This is a genomic window from Rossellomorea pakistanensis, assembly GCF_016908495.1.
GTDB classification, from domain to species: domain Bacteria; phylum Bacillota; class Bacilli; order Bacillales; family Bacillaceae_B; genus Rossellomorea; species Rossellomorea pakistanensis.
This window is the reverse complement of record NZ_JAFBDZ010000001.1, coordinates 1,284,426-1,308,709: the sequence shown is the minus strand read 5'-3', so window position 1 is coordinate 1,308,709 and position 24,284 is coordinate 1,284,426. Positions and strand designations below refer to the sequence as shown.

The 24,284-nt window shown below is 37.1% G+C and carries 23 protein-coding genes and 1 other RNA gene; 23 read left to right on the top strand and 1 reads right to left on the bottom strand.

From position 1 onward, the window contains the following. Positions 1 to 8 precede the first annotated feature (8 nt). The 8 genes from aspS (at position 9) to JOC86_RS06420 (ending at position 7,094) form a co-directional block, all read left to right on the top strand. Positions 9 to 1,781 carry an aspartate--tRNA ligase gene (gene aspS, locus JOC86_RS06455; protein WP_205169202.1) on the top strand — a complete coding sequence of 591 codons (1,773 nt, stop codon included), beginning with the start codon at positions 9 to 11 and terminating at the stop codon, positions 1,779 to 1,781. Between the two features lie 60 nt (positions 1,782 to 1,841). Further along, positions 1,842 to 2,032, top strand: a non-coding RNA gene (ssrS, locus tag JOC86_RS06450) — 6S RNA. A gap of 234 nt (positions 2,033 to 2,266) precedes the next feature. Continuing rightward, complete coding sequence (locus tag JOC86_RS06445; protein WP_205170174.1) at positions 2,267 to 3,034, top strand: tRNA threonylcarbamoyladenosine dehydratase; 768 nt, start codon at positions 2,267 to 2,269, stop codon at positions 3,032 to 3,034. A gap of 325 nt (positions 3,035 to 3,359) precedes the next feature. Continuing rightward, the gene (locus JOC86_RS06440) at positions 3,360 to 4,130 is read left to right on the top strand and encodes a hypothetical protein (RefSeq protein WP_205169200.1); all 771 of its coding nucleotides are present in this window, start codon (positions 3,360 to 3,362) and stop codon (positions 4,128 to 4,130) included. A gap of 3 nt (positions 4,131 to 4,133) precedes the next feature. After that, positions 4,134 to 4,508, top strand: a complete 375-nt coding sequence (locus tag JOC86_RS06435; protein WP_205169198.1) for a GntR family transcriptional regulator — start codon at positions 4,134 to 4,136, stop codon at positions 4,506 to 4,508. A 1-nt stretch (position 4,509) separates the two neighbouring features. Beyond that, positions 4,510 to 5,205, top strand: coding sequence for an ABC transporter ATP-binding protein (locus JOC86_RS06430; RefSeq protein WP_205169196.1), 696 nt, complete (start codon positions 4,510 to 4,512; stop codon positions 5,203 to 5,205). A 13-nt stretch (positions 5,206 to 5,218) separates the two neighbouring features. Next, entirely contained in the window at positions 5,219 to 6,145 is a 927-nt protein-coding gene (locus tag JOC86_RS06425) for an ABC transporter ATP-binding protein (protein ID WP_205169193.1), read from the top strand. Next, positions 6,138 to 7,094 (top strand): ABC transporter permease, encoded by a 957-nt coding sequence (locus tag JOC86_RS06420; protein ID WP_205169192.1) that lies wholly within the window; start codon positions 6,138 to 6,140, stop codon positions 7,092 to 7,094. The genes JOC86_RS06425 and JOC86_RS06420 overlap by 8 nt, the downstream gene beginning before the upstream one ends. Positions 7,095 to 7,577: 483 nt before the next feature. Here the strand turns inward: JOC86_RS06420 and JOC86_RS06415 are convergent, their stop codons facing one another. Continuing rightward, on the bottom strand, positions 7,578 to 8,852 hold the full coding sequence (locus JOC86_RS06415; RefSeq protein WP_205169190.1) for a replication-associated recombination protein A: 1,275 nt from the start codon (positions 8,850 to 8,852) through the stop codon (positions 7,578 to 7,580). Positions 8,853 to 9,038: 186 nt separating this feature from the next. Here JOC86_RS06415 and cymR point away from each other — a divergent pair, with 186 nt between their 5' ends. From cymR to JOC86_RS06340, 15 genes are all read left to right on the top strand, one after another. Next, on the top strand, positions 9,039 to 9,458 hold the full coding sequence (cymR, locus tag JOC86_RS06410; RefSeq protein WP_205169188.1) for a cysteine metabolism transcriptional regulator CymR: 420 nt from the start codon (positions 9,039 to 9,041) through the stop codon (positions 9,456 to 9,458). 34 nt (positions 9,459 to 9,492) lie between these two features. After that, a complete protein-coding gene (locus tag JOC86_RS06405) occupies positions 9,493 to 10,635 on the top strand; it encodes a cysteine desulfurase family protein (RefSeq protein WP_205169186.1) in 1,143 nt (380 codons plus the stop codon). A 34-nt stretch (positions 10,636 to 10,669) separates the two neighbouring features. After that, on the top strand, positions 10,670 to 11,785 hold the full coding sequence (mnmA, locus tag JOC86_RS06400; RefSeq protein ID WP_205169184.1) for a tRNA 2-thiouridine(34) synthase MnmA: 1,116 nt from the start codon (positions 10,670 to 10,672) through the stop codon (positions 11,783 to 11,785). A 136-nt stretch (positions 11,786 to 11,921) separates the two neighbouring features. Further along, positions 11,922 to 12,593 (top strand): tetratricopeptide repeat protein, encoded by a 672-nt coding sequence (locus tag JOC86_RS06395; protein ID WP_205169182.1) that lies wholly within the window; start codon positions 11,922 to 11,924, stop codon positions 12,591 to 12,593. A gap of 17 nt (positions 12,594 to 12,610) precedes the next feature. Further along, positions 12,611 to 15,010 carry an SF1B family DNA helicase RecD2 gene (recD2, locus tag JOC86_RS06390; RefSeq protein ID WP_205169180.1) on the top strand — a complete coding sequence of 800 codons (2,400 nt, stop codon included), beginning with the start codon at positions 12,611 to 12,613 and terminating at the stop codon, positions 15,008 to 15,010. A 186-nt stretch (positions 15,011 to 15,196) separates the two neighbouring features. Further along, positions 15,197 to 15,385: a hypothetical protein gene (locus JOC86_RS06385; protein WP_205169178.1), complete on the top strand. Its 189-nt coding sequence runs from the start codon at positions 15,197 to 15,199 to the stop codon at positions 15,383 to 15,385. Between the two features lie 16 nt (positions 15,386 to 15,401). After that, positions 15,402 to 15,533 carry a YrzQ family protein gene (locus tag JOC86_RS06380; protein ID WP_239587405.1) on the top strand — a complete coding sequence of 44 codons (132 nt, stop codon included), beginning with the start codon at positions 15,402 to 15,404 and terminating at the stop codon, positions 15,531 to 15,533. Between the two features lie 208 nt (positions 15,534 to 15,741). Then, entirely contained in the window at positions 15,742 to 16,815 is a 1,074-nt protein-coding gene (locus JOC86_RS06375) for an AI-2E family transporter (protein ID WP_239587404.1), read from the top strand. Between the two features lie 547 nt (positions 16,816 to 17,362). Further along, the gene (gene alaS / locus JOC86_RS06370) at positions 17,363 to 19,996 is read left to right on the top strand and encodes an alanine--tRNA ligase (protein ID WP_205169175.1); all 2,634 of its coding nucleotides are present in this window, start codon (positions 17,363 to 17,365) and stop codon (positions 19,994 to 19,996) included. Positions 19,997 to 20,078: 82 nt separating this feature from the next. Continuing rightward, positions 20,079 to 20,345: an IreB family regulatory phosphoprotein gene (locus tag JOC86_RS06365; protein WP_205169173.1), complete on the top strand. Its 267-nt coding sequence runs from the start codon at positions 20,079 to 20,081 to the stop codon at positions 20,343 to 20,345. Between the two features lie 2 nt (positions 20,346 to 20,347). Then, positions 20,348 to 20,764, top strand: coding sequence for a Holliday junction resolvase RuvX (gene ruvX, locus JOC86_RS06360; RefSeq protein ID WP_205169164.1), 417 nt, complete (start codon positions 20,348 to 20,350; stop codon positions 20,762 to 20,764). Positions 20,765 to 20,777: 13 nt separating this feature from the next. Continuing rightward, positions 20,778 to 21,062 carry a DUF1292 domain-containing protein gene (locus JOC86_RS06355; RefSeq protein WP_205169162.1) on the top strand — a complete coding sequence of 95 codons (285 nt, stop codon included), beginning with the start codon at positions 20,778 to 20,780 and terminating at the stop codon, positions 21,060 to 21,062. A gap of 135 nt (positions 21,063 to 21,197) precedes the next feature. After that, positions 21,198 to 22,337: an endolytic transglycosylase MltG gene (gene mltG / locus JOC86_RS06350; protein WP_205169160.1), complete on the top strand. Its 1,140-nt coding sequence runs from the start codon at positions 21,198 to 21,200 to the stop codon at positions 22,335 to 22,337. A 374-nt stretch (positions 22,338 to 22,711) separates the two neighbouring features. Continuing rightward, the gene (locus JOC86_RS06345) at positions 22,712 to 23,362 is read left to right on the top strand and encodes an O-methyltransferase (protein WP_239587403.1); all 651 of its coding nucleotides are present in this window, start codon (positions 22,712 to 22,714) and stop codon (positions 23,360 to 23,362) included. After that, positions 23,355 to 24,284, top strand: a complete 930-nt coding sequence (locus tag JOC86_RS06340; RefSeq protein WP_205169158.1) for a peptidase U32 family protein — start codon at positions 23,355 to 23,357, stop codon at positions 24,282 to 24,284. Before JOC86_RS06345 ends, JOC86_RS06340 begins: the two co-directional genes overlap by 8 nt.

The following is a 24,284-nucleotide window of genomic DNA, read 5'->3' as shown; positions in this document are numbered from 1 at the left end:
AGAGAAAGTTGAAGCACAAGCATTATTGTGGTGAAGTGACAGAAAAGTTAATTGGTGAAGAGCTAACATTAAAAGGATGGGTACAAAAACGAAGAGATCTTGGAGGCTTAATTTTTATTGATCTTCGTGACAAAACAGGTATCGTTCAGATTGTCTTTAATCCTGATGTTTCAAATGAAGCATTAGAACTTGCAGAAAAAGTGAGAAGTGAGTATGTGCTAACTATAAAAGGAAAGGTTGTTGAAAGGTCTCAAGGTACGATTAATGAGAACTTGAAAACAGGACGTATTGAAATCCATGCGGAAGAACTCAAGATTATAAATGAGGCTAAAACGCCACCGTTTATGATAGAAGATTCTACTGAAGTGGCTGAAGATCTCAGATTAAAATATCGATACCTTGATTTACGTAGACCAGTGATGTTTGAAACGTTTAAAATGAGACATGAAGTAACAAGAACGATTCGTCGATTTTTAGATGAGCATAGCTTCCTTGATGTTGAGACGCCTATGTTAACCAAAAGTACTCCAGAAGGTGCAAGAGATTACCTAGTGCCGAGTCGGGTACATGAAGGGGAATTTTATGCATTACCACAGTCCCCACAGATTTTTAAACAGCTGCTAATGGTATCAGGATTTGATCGCTATTATCAAATAGCTCGCTGCTTTAGAGATGAAGATCTTCGTGCCGACAGACAGCCAGAATTCACGCAAATAGATATCGAAATGAGCTTTATGGAACAAGAAGAAATTATCACCTTAATGGAAAGCATGATGCAGACACTCATGAAAGAAGTGAAAGGAATTGATGTAGAATCATCGTTCCCTCGAATGTCTTACGATGAAGCGATTGACCGTTTCGGATCCGATAAGCCTGACACTCGTTTTGGAATGGAGTTAGTTGATGCCTCTGAAATTGTAAAGGATTCTGATTTTAAAGTGTTTGCAAGCACGGTTGCGAATGGAGGACAAGTGAAATGTATCAATGTGAAAGGTGGAGGAAAGCAATATTCCCGAAAAGACATTGATAGCTTAACCGAATTCGTGGCAAGATATGGAGCGAAAGGACTCGCATGGATGAAGGTTGAGGCAGATGGATTAAAGGGACCGATTTCAAAGTTCTTTAACGAGGAAGTAGCTAGTCAATTAAGAAATACTGCAATAGCTGAAGAAGGGGATTTATTACTCTTCGTAGCTGACAAAAAATCAGTTGTAGCGGATGCCCTTGGAGCTCTTAGATTAAAATTAGGAAAAGAATTAGGATTAATTGATGATTCAAAATTCAATTTCCTTTGGGTAACAGACTGGCCACTTCTTGAGTATGATGATGAAGATGAAAGATACTATGCAGCACATCATCCATTCACAATGCCAGTAAGAGAGGATCTTTCCTTACTTGAATCCAACCCAGAGAAGGTTCGAGCGGAAGCATATGATCTTGTGTTAAATGGATATGAATTAGGCGGAGGTTCACTTCGTATCTATGAGCGTGACATTCAAGAGAAAATGTTTAAAGTATTAGGTTTTACAGTAGAAGAAGCGAGGGAACAATTTGGTTTCCTACTAGAAGCATTTGAATACGGCACACCTCCACATGGTGGAATCGCTCTTGGATTAGACCGCCTTGTCATGCTATTGGCAGGACGTACGAACCTTAGAGATACCATTGCATTCCCTAAAACAGCAAGTGCCAGCTGCTTATTAACAAATGCACCTGGGGATGTTTCTATTGCACAATTAGATGAACTTCACTTATCTTTGAAGTCTCAAAAAAGTGAGTAATTACCTATTAGTCTCAATTGAAAAATGAATTCTGCTGTGATATGATATTTAACAATATAAAAAGTCCTGATGTGTACGTTGTTTATACCTATCAGTTTTGACCGAACACTTTTAAAAACGGGAGTCTAAGTTTCTAAAGCGGCGTTCATGCCTCTGGTCCTGAGGACTAACAAAACTTTGAATAAGACACCCACCTGCCTTGAGCGGGTTCAAAACGAAGGAAACACAGCAACGGCACAATTGGGACTTGTTACGTTGATCGACCTTATATGAGTATAGATAATTCCTCTTCTGTGAGTATCACAGAAGGGGTTTTTTAGTATTAAGAAGTCGATTATTTGGCAAATAATAAGTTGAATGGTTAAATAATATTTTTAACAAAAGGAAAAAGAAGACAAAATCGATCGGAATATTGCGTTTAAAGCTTATTTATACTATTCTTATTCAGGGAACATTAACGAATTAAGATAACGGAGTTGATCGTATTGCTTCACCAGTTTTCAAGAAATGAACTAGCTATAGGAAAAGAAGGCCTAAACCTATTAAAGAATAGTACTGTCGCCGTCCTTGGAATTGGGGGCGTTGGCTCATTTGCTGCCGAAGCTTTAGCTCGTTCTGGAGTGGGACGCTTGATCTTAGTTGATAAAGATGATGTTGATATTACGAATGTTAACAGACAGATCATTGCTTTATTATCAACTGTCGGACAACCAAAAGCAGACTTAATGAAAGATAGGATAAAAGACATTAACCCAGAATGTGAAGTAATCTCACTTAAGATGTTTTATACGGAAGAAACGTATGAACAGTTTTTTAGCTATGGGTTAGATTTTGTCGTCGATGCTTCTGATACCATTTCATATAAAATCCATTTAATGAAAGAATGTATAAAGCGTAATATCCCTTTGATTTCTAGTATGGGAGCGGCCAATAAAACGGATCCAACGCGCTTTAAAATTGAAGATATTTCAAAAACTCATACCGATCCTATTGCAAAGGTCATTCGTACTCGTTTGAAAAAAGAAGGGATTAGAAAAGGAGTTAACGTTATTTTTTCAGATGAAAGTCCAATTGTTATTCGTGAAGACATTCGAAAACAGGTTGGAAATGATAAGGCTGAAATTAGAAAAGCGAAAATGCCTCCTTCTTCAAATGCATTTGTTCCCTCTGTCGCAGGTTTGATTGCGGCAAGTCACGTAGTGAATAACTTATTAGCGGATATTGAAATTAAAAGAGTCAAGGATGAAAAATAAATCAGACTTTGTTTGACCAGTGTCAGAAATCAAAAATAGGGCTGTTCCAAGTGTCAGGTTTCACCACTTTAATTGTATTTAGATGAACATGGTGATTTCGGACTTCTTTTGGAAACAGTCTCGTTGATTTCTGGCCTTTTTATTTTGTCATTAATAGCTAAAATTAAAGGATTTCCCTTCCCTTTTAGGTTGTCATTTGGTTCTTATGCTAAGTAAAATAGATGGAAGTTTTTAGTGGAAATTATTCGTAATTTGTTGACAGTATTATTTGTTCTAGTGTACTATCTAACTAGAACACTCATGCTCTTAATTAAAGGAGGGTTATATGAAAACATTTAAGGGTTTGTTATGGAAAGATTATTATATTTCGAGAATGTGGTTTATCGGATGGATTGGAATCATAACCTTTCTTTATGCTGTTGGAGTAGGTGTTGGTAAGTACTTTGAAGAATCAGGGTTTATTTTCCTCTTTGTTGTCATGTTAGGTTTTATGCAACTAGCTTTTTTACCTATTATACTAATTGCAATGCTAAGGCTTGAAGGACGTACACAGCTATGGCTACATACTCCATTAAATTGTTGGAAGCTTTTATTGTCTAAATTCTTCATTGCCTTCATATATAGCTTGGTGTCTTTTTTATGTGTAGATTTACTTGGCGTTTTAAGCCTTTCTTTGAAATGGATCACCCTTCCTTACATACCGTGGAAAGAATCCATTTGGTTTAACCTCTTCATTATCTCTATGGCCGTACATTTGGGGAGCTGGATTCTTTTTTATTGGACTTTCTATCATTCTCTAAGTAAATATCCAAGACTAAAGAATGTTAGGTGGGTTTTAATTGTCATTATTTATATAGTGTATCAATTTGGTACTGCCATTTTGATGAAATACAAGTGGGTTAATGACATATTAAATGTGTGGACGATAAAAATTCCATCTGGAATGTTCTTTGAAATAGGACCAGAGGGAAACCAGTTTAGAGTTAATGAAGAATATTTACATTTCCCACTTTTAACTCTTATCATATATATCGTTCTTACGATATTTCTATTTGCCTTATCGAGTTGGCTGTTGGAACGAAAGGTAGAGGTGTAATTCATGGCTGAAGAATACAAAGCCTCAAAAGCCATCTATATGCAAATTGCTGATACCATCATCCATAGAATTGTAAGAGGAGAATTAACACCAGGAGCTAGGCTTCCTTCTGTAAGGGAGATGGCCATACAATCAAATGTAAATCCCAATACAATTCAACGAACTTACAGTGAGCTGGAAAGGATGGAAGTCGTGGAGTCTAGAAGAGGACAGGGTACTTTTGTAATAGAAGATGAAACACTTGTATCATCCTTAAAAAGGAAAGTCCATAGAGAAATCACAGGTACGTATGTAGATAGTATGAAGGAGCTAGGAATTTCAGCTGAAGATATTGTAGAGGAATTACAAAACTACCTTAAAGAAAGGAGAGAGAAGTAAAATGGTGGCAGAAATGAAAAATGTCTCAAAAAGGTATGGAAGAGACTATGCCCTAAAAAGTGTCTCTCTTCAACTTCATAAAGGAAAAATTTATGGTTTACTGGGTCCAAATGGGAGCGGAAAGTCAACGACCTTGAAGCTGTTGGCTGGTTTGGTTGAACCTCAGGCTGGATCCGTAATTTATAAAGATAAAAAAGTAAACAAGAGAATAGCTCCAAAAGTAGCTTATTTGTCAGAGTTAGATATTTTCTATAATGCTTTTAATGTTGAGAAAATGATTAGCTTTTACGCAACTCAATTCCCGGATTTTTCATTAGAGAGAGCTGATGAATTATTAACATTTATGGGACTTGAAAAACAAAAAAAATTAAAGCATCTTTCAAAAGGGAGTAGGGGAAGGCTGAAACTTGTTCTTGCCCTATCGAGGGAACCGGAATTGATTCTTCTTGATGAACCTTTTTCAGGCCTTGATCCAATGGTTAGAGAGTCCATCGTAAAGGGATTACTTTCCTATTTGGATTTTGAGAATCAAACCGTTTTAATTGCAACACATGAAGTCGATGAAATTGAATCAATACTGGATGAAGCATATGTACTAGCTGACGGTAAAATAATCGGTCATTGTGAAGTGGAAATCCTTCGTGAGGAACAAGGTTTATCCGTTTTAGAATGGTTAAAGAAAACCACTCAATCATAGAGGAGGAAAAAAGATGAGCTCAGTTTTACAACTGAAAAATGTTTCGAAAATAATCAAAGGAAAGAAGATTATTGATTCACTTTCCTTTGACGTTCATAATGGCGAAGTGTTTGGTTTCCTAGGCCCAAATGGTGCAGGGAAAACAACGACCATTCGAATGATTGTCGGCTTAATGGGTATTTCAGAAGGTGATGTCGTTGTAAATGGTACAAGTGTTAAGAAAAACTTTGCAGGAGCAGTAGAAAATATTGGTGCGATTGTTGAGAATCCAGAGCTTTATAAATTTCTATCTGGTTATAAAAACTTAAAGCATTTTGCTCGTATGCATAAAGGGGTTACAGAGGAAAGAATTAAGGAAGTAGTTGAATTGGTAGGACTGACAGATCGAATTCATGACAAAGTAAAAACCTATTCACTTGGGATGAGACAACGATTAGGAATTGCACAATGTCTCCTTCATAATCCCAAAATCCTGATTTTGGATGAACCAACTAATGGTCTTGATCCTGCAGGTATTCGAGAAATTCGTGATTATATCCGAAAATTAGCCAGAGAAACAGGCATGGCCGTTATTGTATCAAGTCATTTACTTTCTGAGATGGAAATGATGTGTGACCGTATTGCTATTATTCAAAAAGGAAAGCTGATTAATATTCAAAATGTGAAAGAGTTCGTTCAAGGGAATGAACAAATCTATCATTTTGAAGTAAGTGATTCACAAAAGTTTGCTGCCATCATTTCTCAAATGTATCCAAATGTAAAACATGAGTCTGACAATGGAAAAGTTCAGGCTGCACTTGCTAAAGAACAGGTACCATTATTAGTGAAATCCTTGGTTGAGCAAGGAATAGATTTATTCTCTGTTATGCCAGTATCGAAAACACTAGAAGACCGATTCTTAGAAATAACGAATGATAAGGGGGTAGAGATGAATGTTTAATCTGATCAAAAATGAATGGATGAAAATTTTCAAACGAGTTGGAACGTATGTTATGATAGGACTCATCCTTATTATTGTCGCAGGGTCAGGTGCTTTTACAAAATACGCTGAGAGTGTTTCGGATAATGAACCTGCAGGGCAGCAAGATTGGAAAAAAGAGCTGCAAACACAAATAGAAATGGATAAACAAACTTTAAAAGAAGTTCCAGAAATAAATAAATCAATGTATGAGCGGAGTATTGCTGTTAATGAATATCGTATAGAGAATAATCTCCCGCCAAATGCAGAAGGAGAAAATGTATGGTCATTTGTAGAGTTTAATTCTAATTTTGTTACTTTTGCTGGTTTGTTCACCATTATAGTCGCTGCGAGTATTGTCGCTAGTGAATTTACTTGGGGGACAATAAAGCTTCTATTAATTAGACCAATATCTAGAACGAAAATTCTACTATCAAAATACTTAACAGTCCTCCTGTTTGGAATTACGTTACTAGTTATTTTATTTGGATTCTCTACGCTTTTAGGTTTCATCCTTTTCGGTGGAGGAGAAAATGTCCCACATTTAGTATATGTTGATGGGCAAGTAGAAGAAAAAAATTTAGTCACCTATCTCATTAATACGTATCTATTAAAATCGATTGATATTATTATGATGGCTACGATGGCGTTTATGATTTCAGCAGTATTTAGAAGCAGTTCACTTGCGATAGGAATCTCACTCTTCCTGCTATTCATGGGTGGAACAGCGACTGGATTTATTGCCATGAAATATGATTGGGCAAAATATAGCCTATTTGCCAATACAGATCTTACACAGTATACAGGTAGTATGGATCCGTTGATAGATGGGATGACAATGGGCTTTTCGATAACCATGCTACTAATCTATTTTATTATCTTTATCCTGCTTGCATTTGTTATTTTCAACAAGAGAGATGTAGCAGCATAATATAAAAGATAAGCTGGACGATGGTATTACCATTTAGTCCAGCTTTTTTATGAAATAATGTTGTTTTTATTTGTGTTAAAAACAACCATTTTTCCAGTTTTCTATCCCACTTATGACTTCATGCCTACAAAGTGTTACAGGAAATCTAGCTCTGTACTAATTGGACAGCTTAAATCCTTAGCTTGTAAGTGGTAATGCACAACTTTTTGATTTTATGCATGAGAACGGTTTGGAAAAGCACGAAAATCAAAGTTTATGCTCAAAAATAACTATGAAATGCACGAGATTACAAATGTATGCACATGTTAATTTTCGGGGATATATTCAAAAAGGGGACTTAAACTTATCATCTGATAATACTCATAAAACAAAGGGCTGTCCTAAAATCAAGGATTAGGACCATAACTGCAATAGATGGATAGCATCTTCTTTACATTGATGAGTGGTTCCTGACCCTAATTGAACAGCCTTTCTATTGTTTATCTATCTTTTCCCTTTATTAATTTTTTCATAAACTCCTGCTAGAGCTTGTTCAAATTTCCCTGTTGATTTAGGGTCATAATATTGAGCGTTTTTAATCGTATTTGGTAAATATTGCTGTGGTACCCACCCTGAATCATAATCATGAGGATATTTGTACTCAATTCCTCTGCCTAATGCTTTAGCTCCTTGGTAATGAGCATCCTTTAAATGCTTGGGAACCTCACCGCTTTTACCAGCTCGGATATCTTCTAATGCAGAATCGATGGCTTTAATGGCTGAATTTGATTTCGGTGACAAACAAAGTTCGATCACAACCGATGCTAGAGGAATTCTCGCTTCAGGAAATCCAATTTTCTCTGCTGTTTCCACTGCTGCTAATGTTCTTGGTCCTGCCTGTGGGCTTGCCAAGCCGATATCCTCGTAAGCGATGACAAGTAATCGCCGTGAAATGCTTGGTAAATCTCCTGCTTCCACCAGTCTTCCTAAATAATGAAGAGCGGCATTAACATCACTTCCACGAATGGATTTTTGAAATGCACTAAGGACATCATAGTGGCCATCCCCATCTTTATCGTGAGTAAAGCTCTTTTTCTGAAGGCATTCCTCTGCGATGGTAACGTCGATATAGATCTTTCCATTTTCATTTTTTTCGGTTGAAAGTACCGCAAGTTCCAATGCGTTTAATGAGCTTCTAACATCCCCATTTGATGATTGAGCAAAATGGTGAAGAGCCTCTTCGCTCACTTCTATTGTTTCGCTCCCAAGCCCACGATCTTCATTTTCTAATGCCCGTTTTAAGGCTATTTTCATTTCTTCTATTGAAAGTGGCTGTAATTCAAAAATTTGACATCTACTTCTGATCGCAGGATTGATAGCGTGGTAAGGGTTACTTGTTGTTGCCCCGATTAACACAATCATTCCATTTTCCAAGTATGGAAGAAGGAAATCTTGTTTTGCCTTATCTAAGCGGTGGACTTCATCTAATAGTAAGATGACTTTTCCAGACATTTTCGCCTCTTCTGCAACAATTTGCATGTCTTTCTTATTATTTGTAACAGCATTTAATGTTCTGAAAGCAAATTTTGTACTACCGGCAATAGCACTTGCAATACTCGTTTTTCCGATCCCTGGTGATCCATATAGAATCATGGAGGAAAGCTGTTTTGCTTGTACCATTCGATTAATTATTTTTCCTTCTCCAACAAGGTGTGATTGTCCGATAATCTCATCAATTGTCCTCGGTCTCATTCGGAAGGCTAACGGTTTATTTGTCATTAACATCTCTCCAAACTGATGTTCTCGTATCTCTCTTAAATCTATCATATTTCTATGAAGATGGAAACGAAGGTGTTTATTAGAGGGGTATTCCTTTTTAATAGAGGAAAGGATTATGCTATAATAGCAAAAGTCAATAATACAAATAGGATTTATGTGAGATATAGTAATCGAGGTGCAAAAAGGATGAAGATTTCAACAAAAGGCCGTTATGGCTTGACGATTATGATTGAATTAGCGAAAAGGCATGGGGAAGGGCCAACGTCATTAAAATCAATTGCTCAAACCCATTCCTTATCAGAACATTACTTAGAACAATTAATTGCTCCTCTTCGAAATGCTGGTTTAGTAAAAAGCATTAGAGGAGCATATGGTGGTTATGTCCTAGGAAATGAACCAACAGAAATTTCAGCAGGGGATATTATCAGGGTATTGGAAGGACCGATTAGTCCTGTTGAAGGGATCGAAAATGAAGAACCTGCTAAGCGGGAATTATGGATTCGGATTCGTGATGCCGTTAAGGATGTATTGGATAATACGACGATTGAAGATCTGGCCGGCTACACGGATGAAGGCGAATCAGACGCATATATGTTTTATATTTAAGATACAGGAAGTGTAAAGAAAGGAGGGACGCAAAATGGAACGAATATATTTGGATCATGCCGCTACTTCTCCGATTCACCCTCGTGTAGTCGACGAAATAGTTACTGTTATGAATGGCCCATTTGGGAATCCATCAAGCATTCATTCTTTTGGAAGAGAGGCAAGACAGCTTCTCGATCAGGCACGGACAGGAATTGCAAAGAGCATTGGCTCCAAATTTAATGAAATTATTTTTACAAGTGGAGGAACAGAAGCAGATAATCTAGCCATTACGGGCGTAGCTAAAGCTATGAAGTCCAAAGGAAAACATATCATTACGAGCATGATTGAGCATCATGCTGTCCTTCATATTTGTGAACAGCTTGAAAAAGAAGGTTATGAGGTGACTTATTTACCCGTTAATGAAGATGGAATCATTTCTGTTGCAGATGTAAAAAAAGCTTTAAGAGAAGATACAATCCTTGTAACGATTATGTATGGCAACAATGAAGTCGGAACCATTCAGCCTATCAAAGAAATAGGAGAGGTATTGAAGGGGCACCAAGCTTATTTTCATACAGATGCTGTCCAAGCATATGGCTTATTAGAAATTGACGTAAGCGAGGAAAATATTGATCTTTTATCGGTTTCAGCACACAAAATAAATGGACCAAAAGGAATTGGGTTTTTATATGCCAGTGATGATGTCAAGTTAGAAGCGACGATATTTGGTGGGGAACAAGAGCGTAAACGTCGGGCTGGAACAGAAAATATCCCTAATATTATCGGATTCCTTGAAGCTGTGAAAATTTCTCAGCAAAGTATGGAAGAGAAGAGAAAGCAATATTTTCTTTTTAAAGAGAAGCTTAAAGACGTTTTAGAAGAAAATGAAGTGACATTTTATCAAAACGGATCTCTTGAACAATCTTTGCCCCACGTGCTAAACTTAAGTTTTCCTGGTACAGATGTTGAATCCATGTTAGTGAATTTAGATCTGTCTGGGATTGCAGTTTCAAGTGGATCTGCCTGTACAGCAGGTTCTATTGAGCCTTCACATGTTCTTGTTGCCATGTTCGGTAAAGATTCAGAACGACTTCGAAATTCGATTCGTTTTAGTTTTGGACTTCATAATACATTGGAACAAATTGAATATACAGGTAAAGAAGTCGCGAAAGTAGTGAACCGTTTACGTTCATAGACTAAATGAACCAAACTTGAGGAGGTGGAGAGTTATGAACAAAGCACCAAAGGATACACGTGTCGTTGTAGGAATGTCAGGTGGGGTAGATTCTTCTGTTGCCGCACTGCTTTTAAAAGAACAGGGGTACGATGTTATTGGGATCTTTATGAAAAACTGGGATGATACCGATGAAAATGGCGTTTGTACCGCGACAGAGGATTATAATGATGTCATTCGTGTTTGTAATCAAATTGGTATTCCTTACTACGCAGTAAATTTTGAAAAACAATATTGGGACAAAGTCTTTACTTATTTCTTAAATGAATATAAAGAAGGTAGAACCCCAAATCCAGATGTGATGTGTAACAAGGAAATTAAATTTAAAGCATTTCTTGATCATGCGATGAAGCTTGGTGCAGACTATCTTGCTACCGGTCACTATGCTCAAGTTGAATATAGAGATGGCGAATACAAAATGCTTCGTGGCTTAGATGATAACAAAGATCAGACGTATTTCCTTAATCAGTTAACCCAAGAACAGCTGGAAAAAGTCATGTTTCCTATTGGATCAATCGATAAGAAAAAAGTACGGGAGATCGCCAAAGAAGCTGGACTGGCTACAGCTACGAAAAAGGATAGTACAGGAATTTGTTTTATTGGTGAACGCAATTTTAAGGAATTCCTAAGTAACTATCTCCCTGCTCAACCTGGAAAAATGGTGACGTTGGATGGGGAAGAAAAAGGCAATCATGATGGCCTAATGTATTACACCATTGGTCAAAGACAAGGCTTGGGAATTGGTGGGGCTGGAGAACCATGGTTTGTTATTGGAAAAGACCTTGAACGAAATCTTTTATATGTAGGGCAAGGGTTTGATCATTCAGCACTCTACTCTGACTCTTTACTTGCTACGGATATAAGCTGGACTACCCCATCAGTGAAAGCAAAAGAGTTTACATGTACAGCTAAATTTAGATACCGTCAGCCCGATCGCAGTGTAACGGTGAAAATAGCAGAAGACGGAAAAGTAGAAGTCGTTTTTGATCAACCGATTCGTGCCATTACTCCTGGGCAAGCAGTTGTTTTCTATAACGGAGAAGAATGTCTTGGCGGAGGAACGATTGATGAGATTTTTAAAAATGGTAAAAAACTCACATACGTAGGATAAAGAAGAGACTGATATAGTAGAGAATCATTCCTACTTGTCAGTCTTTCTTTATGTGAATAAGGTCAGTATCCGTAAAGACGCTTTTGAACAAGAACCTATGATATACTACAAATAACAAAACATAGAGGTGTTACATATGGACAAAAACCAACAAGGTATTCAAGCCTTACAAGAAGGAAAAATGGAGGAAGCGGTAAAGTATTTTTCAGAAGCAATTGAAGAAAATCCTACCGATCCTGTTGCATACATAAATTTTGGTAACGTTCTTACCACAGTCGGTGAATTAGAAAAAGCACAAAAGTTTTTTGAAAGAGCGATATCTTTAGATAGTCAAGCAGGTGCAGCTTATTACTCCCTAGGAAACTTGCTTTATAATCAGGAGGACTTTAATGGAGCTAAAAACCATTATGAACAAGCCATCCAAAAAGGTGTTGAAAATGAAGATGTCTACTTTATGTTAGGCATGTCATTAATTAATTTAGAACAACCGAAATTTGCCCTTCCCTATTTACAAAGAAGTATTGAATTAAACCCTGAAGACAATGAAGCCAGGTTCCAGTTCGGACTATGCCTTGCAAAAGTCGAATCATATGAAGAAGCGATTAAGGAATTAACAACGGTTGTTGAAAAAGACCCTAAACACGCAGATGCTTATTATAATTTAGGGGTAGCCTATGCAGGATATAAAGAAGATGTTAAAAAGGCGAATGAATGCTTTGATCGGGCATTAGCCATACAACCAGACCATATGCTTGCAGGATATGGCAAAAAAATGATGGAAAAGCTAAATAATCCTGAAGAGTCGTAAGTAAGGGGGGACTCTAAATGAGCCAGCAGGACTCATTGGAGCTGTTTGATGATAATGAAATATACATTAAAGGAAGACATATCATCACGATTTTCCATAATGAATCGAATATGTATTCAGTCATTCGCATTCGCGTGGATGAAACGAATGATGAATATGACGACAAGGAAGCTGTGATTACAGGTCATTTCCCTAAAATTCATGAACAGGAAACCTATACTTTTTACGGGGGATTTCAAGATCACCCTAAATTTGGTATGCAATTCCAAGCTAAGCATTTTAAGAAAGAAATTCCACAAACAAAGCAAGGGGTTATCCAATATCTATCGAGCGAGATGTTTAAAGGTATCGGGAAAAAAACAGCTGAAAAAATTGTTAAACAGCTCGGAGAAAATGCGATTAGTAAGATCCTAGCGAATCCATCACTCTTAGATGACATTCCAAAGCTTCCACCTGATAAAGCAAAGGACTTGTATGACTCTCTCATGGAGCACCAAGGGTTAGAAAGAGTCATGATCAGTTTAAATCAGTATGGATTTGGTCCACAATTATCGATGAAAATTTATCAGGAATATAAAGAGCAAACACTTGAAATCATTAATAAAAATCCTTATCGTCTTGTTGAGGATATTGAAGGAATCGGATTTGGACGAGCGGATGAACTTGGGGCAAAGCTCGGCATTACAGGAAGTCACCCTGACAGGATTAAAGCGGCCTGTTTATATACTCTCGAACAAACCTCCCTTCAAGAAGGCCATGTTTATTCGGAAACAGAACAATTATTATTGAAAGTAAAAGCATTATTAGAAAACAGCCAAAAAGAGACCATCGCATTTACGGAGATTTCAAACGAGATCATCAAGCTTGAAGAAGAAGGAAAGATTATTGGAGAAGAAACCAATGTATACCTTCCATCTTTGTTCTTTTCGGAAAAAGGAATCGTCAGTAATATTGAAACGATTCTTAAGCAAGAACAATACGAAGACCAATTTCCTCAATCCGAATTCCTATTAGCATTAGGAAAGCTTGAAGATAGACTTGGAGTACAATATGCTCCATCGCAACGAGAAGCCATTGAGACAGCGCTAATGTCTCCAATGATGATCCTTACAGGAGGACCAGGTACTGGAAAGACAACCGTTATTAATGGAATTGTCGAGCTATACGCAGAATTACACGGATGTTCCCTTGAACCAAAGGAATATAAGGACGAACCATTTCCAGTTCTTTTAACAGCTCCAACTGGTAGGGCAGCAAAAAGGATGACAGAATCGACTGGCTTGCCAGCAATGACTATTCATCGGCTCCTTGGATGGAACGGACAAGAAGGTTTTGACCATGATGAAGATCGTTCAATTGAAGGGAAGCTTCTTATTGTGGATGAAATGTCAATGGTAGATACATGGCTCGCCCATCAATTATTCAAGTCCTTACCAGACGATATACAGGTAATCCTGGTTGGGGATGAGGACCAGCTTCCATCCGTTGGTCCTGGACAGGTGTTGAAAGATTTAATCAGCTCAGGCGTCATTCCAACCGTTCATTTAACAGATATATATCGTCAAGGTGAAGGGTCTTCAATCATAGAAATGGCACATGAAATGAAGGATGGAAAACTCCCAGCTAATATAGTTCAACAACAAAAAGATCGATCCTTTATTCAATGTTCTACTTCTCAAGTCCTTGAGGTTATTAAAAAGGTTGTCGAAAATGCGAAGAAAAAAGGGTACAGTGCAAAGGATATCCAAGTACTAGCCCCAATGTATCGAGGACCTGCAGGGATAGATAAATTAAACGAAATGCTCCAGGAGATTTTTAATAGTAATTCTGAAGGAAAACGGAAAGAGTTATCCTTTGGGGACGTGAAGTATCGAATTGGAGATAAAGTACTCCAATTAGTCAATCAGCCGGAAAGCAATGTCTTTAATGGAGATATGGGTGAGGTCGTTTCTGTATTCTATGCAAAAGAAAATACAGAAAAACAAGACATGCTTATTGTTTCCTATGAAGGTAATGAGGTTACCTACACTAGACAAGACTTGAATCAAATCACCTTAGCCTACTGCTGTTCCATTCACAAATCACAAGGCAGTGAATTTCCTATCGTGATCCTTCCTGTAGTCAAAAGCTATTTTCGAATGCTTAGAAGAAATTTACTTTATACCGCCATTACAAGGAGTAAAAACTTTTTAATCCTATGTGGTGAAGAACAAGCATTAAGGATTGGGGTGGAACGACAAGAAGATACCCAGCGGAAAACAGGATTACTTCAAAAGCTTCAAATATTAAAGAGTGTAACGGAACAATTACAAAACAATTCAGATGATCAAGATACATCAGAAGGTTTTCAAAATAAATTAATGGACACAGACCCAATGATTGGTATGGAAAACGTTACTCCTTATGATTTCATGTAAACAAAGAAAAACTAAGGATGTTCCTAAAATGCGAATCAGCATTTATGGACACTACTAATGGTTAACATGTTCTTCCTCAAAATGAGTATAACCAGCAGTAATTTAGGAAAGAATGGTACAGGAAAAGAATGCTATGAAGAAGGAATCCTTTCCTGACTCTGGCTAAAGTGTGAGGTGTCCTGTACGATGATGCAATGTCCGAATTGCCGATGTAAAGATATAGGCAAGATTGGAATCAACCAATATTACTGTTGGGGTTGTTTTATTGAACTTTCGATAACCAAAGGGATCATTCATACCCATCAAGTTGAGGAAGATGGGTCATTAAGTTCATTAGACGATTTATTTGATGAGGAAGAACGCCACTTGAGCTAAAAGAGGGGTGCTTTTCTTGAATAAAACGTTCGCTTCCATACTCGGATTTGGAGCAGGTATTGCAACAAGTGTATATTCAAATCGTTCGAATATGTTCAGCAAGAGAAACTGGAAGAAACTTAGAAAGCAAATGAGAAAAGCCTTTTAGTCTTTGAATTAAACCATGTCCCATTAAGGAAACGGGGCTATATTATGCACATGAGATTGTCACAAAATCTCATGTGCATTTTTTTGTTATTAAAGGCTGTTTTCGTAAACATTGTTGTTATTTGAAAAAGAGTTAGTTGGTTGAGCGAAAGGATAAGAATAAAATCCACTACTCTTCTAAAACTAAAGAGAAGAAGGGAGGGATAATATTGAGTGATCGACCAACGCATATTAAATGGTTATACAGACTTGCTATTGCACTTTTCGTCTTTATTTTATTATATTTTTTATACTTATTAACGCCTGTATGGAAACCAATTTTGAAAGTGTTAGCTATTGCCTTATTTCCTTTTTTACTTGGAGGATTTATTACATATCTCCTTCATCCCATCGTCGAAAACTTGCATAAAGCAGGAATTCATAGAGCCATTGCAACCTTGCTTATCTATATATTGTTTTTTGGAGGAACGGGGTATGCTATTTATAAAGGCATTCCAATCATTATCCATCAGTTAAGGGATTTATCAGAAAATGCTTCTCTTTTTACAGATCAATATCAAAAGTGGCTTACATTTATTCAGAAACAAACATCTACATGGCCAGATGGTATTCAGCATGAATTGGATGCAAGAATAGAGTCCTTTGAGAAGTGGCTTAACGGATTATTAAAACTTGTACTTTCAGGTGTTATGAAATTTTTAAATAGTTTATTTCTAATCATTATCGTTCCTTTTATTTCTTTTTATTTGTTAAAAGATTTTTATCATGTGAAAAAAGCAGCTTGGTATTTAACTCCGATTAAATGGAGGGAAAGTGGGAAAAAATTTATACATGATTTAGATGAATCATTAGGAGGATATATAAGAGGTCAATTACTTGTGTGTCTTATTATTGGTTCTTTAGCAGCTCTTTCCCTTTGGCTGATGGGAATGAAATATCCATTATTGCTAGGCATTATTATTGGTATAACAAATGTAATCCCTTACTTTGGACCGATTATTGGAGCCATTCCTGCAGCGGTGATTGCTAGTACAGTATCTGGTCATATGGTGATATATGTTGTCATCGTTGTTCTCGGCCTTCAGTTTCTTGAGGGGAATATCCTTTCTCCACTTATAGTCGGGAAAAGTCTTCATATGCATCCGTTGTTTATAATGGGAGCATTAGTGCTTGGAGGGGAAATAGGTGGAGTAATAGGGCTGATTGTTGCGGTTCCATTATTAGCAATGCTGAAAGTAGTCTGTATTCATGCAAGGACACATTTTGTTGCATCAAAATCGTAAACGACATTGACAAATGCAAATGAAATTTCTATAATTCGAGTTATACAATAAATATAAATGAAAACATTGACGGATCGAGTATGTTATAGTCCATCTACGTATTTAACGATACAGAAGAGAGGAATTTCCTTGGCTGAAAGAAATTCTAGATGAAGGATAACAGAACGCTAATCCTGAGTGCAGATAATACCTGCCGTATGCCGCGTTAAGGTTTCCAAGTGATGAGAAAGACTGAATTATACAGTGGAGACTGACACAAAAGTCAGCAATTTTCTCATAACCAGGGTGGTACCGCGAGTAAAGCTCTCGTCCCTGACCAGGGATGGGGGCTTTTTTTGTTCTAGCCCAGTACCTAGCCCCTGGAAACATAAGCTAAACCATGAATGAAGGAAAAATCACTCTTCCTTCATGACTCGTTTGCTTGTTGGTGGCCTCAGTACGTAGGTTAGAAAGGCGTTGCCACAGGACGTGGTGTACTTAGCCTTTCACCCCTTATCAGAGGCGCTTCCGCATTTCTTGTTTTCATTAGATAAAAGGAGGAAAAATAATGAATCATTTAACGGGTGCTGAAATTCGTCAAAGGTTTCTTGATTTTTTTAAAGAAAAAGGACATAGAGTCGAGCCAAGTGCATCATTAGTACCTCATGAAGATCCTTCCCTACTATGGATTAATAGTGGTGTTGCAACACTAAAGAAATATTTTGATGGCCGGGTCATTCCTGAAAATCCTCGTATTGTAAATGCTCAAAAATCGATTAGAACGAATGATATTGAAAATGTTGGAAAGACAGCTCGGCATCATACTTTCTTTGAAATGTTAGGAAACTTCTCTATTGGTGAATATTTTAAAAAGGAAGCGATAATCTGGGCTTGGGAGTTTTTAACAGATAAAAAATGGATTGGTTTTGACCCTGAAAAACTATCAGTTACAATCCATCCAGAAGACAATGAAGCTTATACAATCTGGAGTGATACAGTTGGTATTCCAGCAGAAAGAATTATTCGTATCGAAGGGAATTTCTGGGATATCGGTGAAGGACCAAGTGGACCAAACACAGAAATTTTCTATGATCGTGGATCAGAATATGGGGAGGATCCGAATGATCCAGAGTTATATCCAGGTGGTGAAAATGATCGTTATTTAGAGGTGTGGAATTTAGTTTTCTCCCAGTTTAATCATAATCCTGATCATACATATACTCCTCTTCCTAAGAAAAACATTGATACTGGAATGGGATTAGAGCGTATGGCTTGCGTGGTGCAAGAAGTACCAACTAATTTTGATACTGACCTGTTTATGCCAATCATTCGTGCTACTGAAAAATTATCAGGTGAAAAGTACGGATTAACAACTGAAAAAGACATTGCATTTAAAATCATTGCCGACCATATTAGAACTGTCACCTTTGCCATTAGTGATGGTGCCTTGCCTTCCAACGAAGGTCGTGGGTATGTCCTAAGAAGACTGCTTCGTCGTGCAGTACGCTATGCAAAACAAATTGGAATCAATCAACCATTTATGTATGATTTGGTCCCAATTGTTTCTGAAATCATGGTTGATTTCTACCCAGAAGTTAAAGAGAAAGCGGATTTTATCCAAAAAGTTGTCAAGAATGAAGAAGACCGCTTCCATGAAACCTTAAATGAAGGGCTTTCCATTCTATCTTCTGTTATTAAAAAGGAAAAAGAAAAGGGCAGCTCGATGATTCCGGGTGAAGAAGTATTCAGATTATATGACACTTACGGATTCCCAGTGGAGTTAACGGAAGAATTTGCAGAAGAAGAAGGTATGTCTGTTGATCAAGCTGGTTTTGAAGAACAAATGAAATTACAGCGTCAGCGTGCTCGTGCAGCAAGACAGGATGTCGGTAGTATGCAGATTCAAGGTGGAGTACTTGGTGACGAGAAAGTTTCAAGTCAATTTGTAGGCTATGACCAATTGAAAACAGAATCAAAAGTTGTCACATTGCTTATAAATAAAATGCATGCGGAAGAGGCTCATGAAGGACAAGAAATTCAATTCATACTGGATAAAACACCGTTTTACGCAGAAAGTGGCGGGCAGATTGGTGATAAAGGGATTGTGGAAAATGATTTAGTACGTATAGCTGTTAAAGATGTTAGAAAAGCACCAAATGGACAAAATCTTCATACTGCTACTGTTGAAAGTGGAACCATAAAATTGAATGATGACGTTCTTGCTTCGGTAAATGTGAGCTCACGTGGTAAAATTATCAAAAATCATACAGCTACACATCTTTTACATCAAGCCTTAAAAGATACGCTTGGAAACCACGTTAATCAGGCTGGTTCTCTAGTAGAAACAGACCGCTTACGATTTGACTTCTCTCATTTTGGAAGTGTGACAAAAGAAGAAATTGAAAAAATTGAAAAGATTGTAAATGATAAAGTGTGGAACAGCCTTTCTGTTCAAACTGAGTATAAATCGCTAGCAGAAGCGAAAGAAATGGGAGCAATGGCACTTTTTGGTGAAAAGTATGGAGACGAAGTCAGAGTGGTTTCTGTAGGAGACTATAGTCTTGAGCTTTGTGGAGGCTGTCATGTCGATAATACAGCTGCTATCGGCCTTTTCAAAATTGTAACCGAAACTGGAATCGGAGCAGGGACTAGAAGAATTGAAGCGGTAACAGGAGAAGCGGCTTATAAACTTCTGACTGATCAAGTTTCTCTATTAAATCAGGCTGCTGAAAAGATCAAAGCTAAACCAAATGAAATTTTGACAAGAATAGATGGACTGCTTTCTGAAATGAAAGATCTTCAACGGGAAAATGAATCATTATCAACAAAGTTGTCCAACATTGAAGCAGGTAGTTTAACTGATCAAGTGAAAGATGTAGCAGGTGTAAAAGTATTGTCAGCAAAGGTAGCCGCTACTGATATGAATAATTTAAGAAATATGGTGGATGATTTAAAAAGTAAATTAGGGTCCTCCATCGTCGTTTTAGGTAGTGTGCAAGGTGAGAAAGTGAATATTACAGCAGGTGTCACGAAGGATCTTGTAGAAAATGGATACCATGCTGGGAAACTTGTAAAAGAAGTTGCTACTCGCTGTGGCGGAGGCGGCGGAGGTCGACCTGATATGGCACAAGCAGGAGGAAAAAACCCAGAAAAACTCGATTCAGCTCTACAATTTGTAGAAGAATGGGTTAAATCCGTTTAATTACCACTCAATCTGGTGTACAATGAATGTATCAATTGACAATTGGGCTTTGATAAGAAGAAGCCTGAAGAGAGGTGCGAATATGAGCTCTTTTGATAAAACGATGCGTTTTGATTTTCCTGAAGAACCTTTTGAGCATGATGTGAAAGAAGTTTTACTTCAAGTTCATGATGCACTACAAGAAAAAGGTTACAATCCCATTAATCAAATTGTAGGCTATTTATTGTCAGGAGACCCAGCCTACATTCCTAGACACAAAGACGCAAGGAACATCATTCGTCGATTGGAACGCGATGAAATCATCGAAGAATTGGTGAAATCGTATTTAGTACACCATAGAGAGGGATAAGCATGAGAATAATGGGGTTAGACGTAGGCTCAAAAACAGTCGGCGTCGCCGTAAGTGATGCCCTTGGCTGGACAGCTCAAGGAGTCGAAACAATCTCTATCAGTGAACAAGAAGGAAAGTTTCGACTAGATCGAATTGAAGAGCTTGCCAAGGAACATGAAGTCGATAAAGTAATTGTCGGCTTTCCGAAAAATATGAATAATACCGTTGGCCCCCGTGGAGAAGCCTCGCAAAAATATGCCAAACTTATAGAAGATAAGTTAGGGATTAAAACTATTTTATGGGATGAACGTTTAAGTACGATGGCTGCGGAGAGAATATTGTTAGAAGCGGATGTAAGTAGAAAGAAACGTAAAAAAGTCATCGATAAAATGGCTGCTGTCATGATTCTACAAGGATATCTTGATAGTCAAAAATAATGAGGTGAATAATATGGAACACGGAGAAAAACAAATTACAGTTATTGACGAAGAAGGAAATGAACAATTATGTGAAGTCTTGTTCACTTTCGAATCAGACAAATTCGGAAAGTCTTATGTCCTTTATTATCCATTAGGAGCAGATGAAACAGATGAAGAAGAGATTGAAATTCATGCATCTGCGTTTGCACCAGGAGATGAAGGGGAAGAAGGCGAATTAAAACCGATTGAAACAGAAGAAGAGTGGGACATGATTGAAGAAATGTTAAACACTTTCTTAGATGAGGAAGAAGAATAAAGTAAGGCATTTTTTTGAAATAGGGGTCGGCCTTTACGGCTACCCCTATTTTTATTTGTTGAAAATATGTATAATAGTGTCGATATAGTACAAATTTTGTAGGATACCCCGAATTGCTCGAAGGGGGGAAGAGATATGAACAAGAATCAACAACCTAAAAAAGAGGCTCTTTATCATAAGCTCCTAGAAAGACAAGAGGAGGCCAAGGTTATTCGTAAAATTGTCGGTATTGTTGCTTTAGTACTAGTTTTGTTAATCGGCGGAACAGCGTTAGGAGGGTATTTTTATGTGAAATCCGCCCTGAAACCAGTGGATCCAAAAGATAACAAGCCTGTAAAAGTAGAAATCCCAATTGGCTCAGGTGTTACATCAATAGGGAACATCCTGGAAGAAAGTGGTATAATTAAAAATTCTTTAGTATTTAAATACTTTGTGAAATTTAATAATGAATCAGGCTTTCAAGCTGGAGCATATGATTTAACTCCTTCTATGACATTAAATGAAATAGTCACAAGTCTAAAATCGGGAAAAGTCATGAAAGATGCTGAGTTTACGATTACCGTTCCAGAAGGATATCAATTAAATCAAATAGCTGATGAAATTGCCAAAGAAACTCCATTTAAAAGCAAAGATATCATGGAAAAGTTAAATAATAAAGAATATCTCGAGCAGTTAAGTAAAAAGTATCCTAAACTTATCACGAAAGACTTAATTAATAACAAAAAAATCAAATATCCGTTAGAGGGATATCTTTATCCTGCAACATACCCATTCTACGAAAAAGAACCATCCCTAGAGGAAATTTTAGATGGTATGATTTCACAAACTAATGATGTCCTAGCACAATTTAATGCATCCATGATGGAAAAAGAGATGGATTCACATAAACTGCTAACCTTTGCATCATTAGTTGAAGAAGAAGCGACTAAAAAAGCAGACAGGGGAAGAATTGCTAGCGTCTTCTATAATCGCTTGGAGAAGGAAATGCCGCTTCAAACAGACCCGACTGTATTATATGCATTGGGCAAACATAAAAGCAGAACCGTGTATGATGACCTAGATGTAGAATCCCCTTATAATACGTATAAGGTTAAAGGGCTACCACCAGGTCCAATAGCGAACGCAGGAATTACGTCTATAAAGGCTGTTCTTGAACCTGATCATTCCGAATATCTATATTTCTTAGCCTCTAAAGATGGAACCGTACATTATTCAGAAACGCTTGAAGAACACAATAAAAAGAAGGCCAAATACATTACAAACGAAAAAGAATAAACTAAATAACAAGGAGAGATTCACTCGCAAACCTCTTCTTGTTATGCTAAAATAGTAAAAGTATTTTTTGCGGAAAAGCGTTTTACAATGTCATTGGTTATGGAAAAGATTAAAAGGATGTTAATTTTTCTTTAATGAAAAGAAAGTAAAATGGAGTGTATACAGATAGAAAGGTTTATCAGTGGAAAGCATAAACGCCTAGGCCTTCAAGACATAAGCCAAGCCACATAGAAAGGGAAAAGGCACCCTTTCTATGTGGCTCGTCTTATGCTTGTCAGGCCTGTTCAAGGCACTTCCGCTTTTCTTAAATACCAATGTATCTTTTAAACGCTCTTTTTCATGTTGGATCATGAAATTGAAAGTGAGGTTTTTTCTTGAATCAGAATGTCCAAGATTATATAGAATCATTAATACTAACTCGTTCAGAGCTTGTTACTGAAATGGAGAAATACGCAGCTAATCATAATATCCCAATTATGGAGCTGGCAGGAATTGAAACAATGCTTCAAATGTTAAGAATACAACAACCAAAGCGTATTCTTGAAATAGGTACAGCCATTGGTTATTCTGCCATTCGAATGGTAGAAGCTGTTCCTCAATTAGAAGTCATTACAATTGAAAGAGACTTTGAAAGGCTTGAAAAAGCTAAAAAGAATCTAAGTCGTTTTCACAATAGCTCACGTATAAAAGTTATACATGGTGATGCTCTAGAAGTCGTTGAAAAAATTGAAGCTTACGGTCCATATGATGCATTATTTATTGATGCAGCAAAAGGACAATATCAAAAGTTCTTTGAATTATATACTCCTTTCCTTTCAAAAAAGGGAGTTGTCTATTCTGACAATGTTCTTTTTAAAGGAATGGTTGCTGAAGAAGAGATAGATAATAAGCGAATAAGCAAAATGGTTAATAAACTAAAAGATTATAATCAATGGTTAATGAACCATAAAGATTTTCAAACGGCCATCCTTCCTGTAGGGGATGGTTTAGCTGTGAGTAAAAAAAGAGGTGTTTCCTTTGAATAAGCCTGAATTATTAGTAACCCCAACATCAATAGATGACATTTTACCCTTATCAGATGCAGGGGCAGATGCATTTATCATTGGAGAACAACAATACGGTCTTCGGCTTGCAGGTGAATTTTCACAAGATGATGTACGAAAAGCAATTGAATTAGCTCATTCTAAAGGAAAAAAAGTGTATGTAGCAATGAATGCAATTTTTCATAATGATAAAATCGGAAAGCTTTCAGGCTATATAAAATTTTTACATGATGTAAAGGCAGATGCAATCGTTTTCGGCGATCCTGCCGTTCTCATGATAGCAAAAGAAGTAGCACCAAGCATGAAGCTTCACTGGAATACTGAAACAACGGCAACAAATTGGTATACATGTAACTACTGGGGACGAAAAGGTGCGGGTCGTGCCGTAGTGGCCCGTGAATTAAGCATGGATGCAATTGTTGAAATAAAAGAAAATACAGAGGTTGAGATAGAAGTACAAGTTCATGGTATGACCTGCATGTTCCAATCGAAACGAACTCTTCTTGGGAACTATTTTGAGTATCAAGGTAAAGCGATGGAAATCGAAAATAGACAGAACCAAAGGAATATGTTTCTTCATGACGAAGAACGCCAAAATAAATACCCTATATTTGAGGATGAAAATGGGACTCACATTATGAGTCCGAATGATATTTGCATTATAGATGAGCTTCAGGAAATGGTCGAGGCCGGAATTGATTCATTTAAAATAGATGGTGTACTCAAATCATCACAGTATCTTTTCGAAGTGACCAAACTTTATAGAAAAGCTATTGACCTATGTGTTGAAGATGAGGAGAAGTATGAACAGGTAAAAGACGATCTCCTTGAACAAGCTGAGAATTTACAACCCCATAACCGTTCATTAGATACTGGTTTTTTCTTTAAAGAGACAGTCTACTAA

Bases quoted from the DNA above. Each gene is read 5' to 3' on its own strand.
- alaS (WP_205169175.1), top strand. From the start codon at position 17,363: ATGAATCATTTAACGGGTGCTGAAATTCGTCAAAGGTTTCTTGATTTT.
- ruvX (WP_205169164.1), top strand. From the start codon at position 20,348: ATGAGAATAATGGGGTTAGACGTAGGCTCAAAAACAGTCGGCGTCGCC.
- mnmA (WP_205169184.1), top strand. From the start codon at position 10,670: ATGAACAAAGCACCAAAGGATACACGTGTCGTTGTAGGAATGTCAGGT.
- JOC86_RS06430 (WP_205169196.1), top strand. From the start codon at position 4,510: ATGGTGGCAGAAATGAAAAATGTCTCAAAAAGGTATGGAAGAGACTAT.
- JOC86_RS06395 (WP_205169182.1), top strand. From the start codon at position 11,922: ATGGACAAAAACCAACAAGGTATTCAAGCCTTACAAGAAGGAAAAATG.
- JOC86_RS06420 (WP_205169192.1), top strand. From the start codon at position 6,138: ATGTTTAATCTGATCAAAAATGAATGGATGAAAATTTTCAAACGAGTT.
- JOC86_RS06440 (WP_205169200.1), top strand. From the start codon at position 3,360: ATGAAAACATTTAAGGGTTTGTTATGGAAAGATTATTATATTTCGAGA.
- JOC86_RS06365 (WP_205169173.1), top strand. From the start codon at position 20,079: ATGAGCTCTTTTGATAAAACGATGCGTTTTGATTTTCCTGAAGAACCT.
- recD2 (WP_205169180.1), top strand. From the start codon at position 12,611: ATGAGCCAGCAGGACTCATTGGAGCTGTTTGATGATAATGAAATATAC.
- JOC86_RS06385 (WP_205169178.1), top strand. From the start codon at position 15,197: ATGATGCAATGTCCGAATTGCCGATGTAAAGATATAGGCAAGATTGGA.
- JOC86_RS06405 (WP_205169186.1), top strand. From the start codon at position 9,493: ATGGAACGAATATATTTGGATCATGCCGCTACTTCTCCGATTCACCCT.
- JOC86_RS06435 (WP_205169198.1), top strand. From the start codon at position 4,134: ATGGCTGAAGAATACAAAGCCTCAAAAGCCATCTATATGCAAATTGCT.
- cymR (WP_205169188.1), top strand. From the start codon at position 9,039: ATGAAGATTTCAACAAAAGGCCGTTATGGCTTGACGATTATGATTGAA.
- JOC86_RS06355 (WP_205169162.1), top strand. From the start codon at position 20,778: ATGGAACACGGAGAAAAACAAATTACAGTTATTGACGAAGAAGGAAAT.
- mltG (WP_205169160.1), top strand. From the start codon at position 21,198: ATGAACAAGAATCAACAACCTAAAAAAGAGGCTCTTTATCATAAGCTC.
- JOC86_RS06415 (WP_205169190.1), bottom strand. From the start codon at position 8,852: ATGACAAATAAACCGTTAGCCTTCCGAATGAGACCGAGGACAATTGAT.
- JOC86_RS06425 (WP_205169193.1), top strand. From the start codon at position 5,219: ATGAGCTCAGTTTTACAACTGAAAAATGTTTCGAAAATAATCAAAGGA.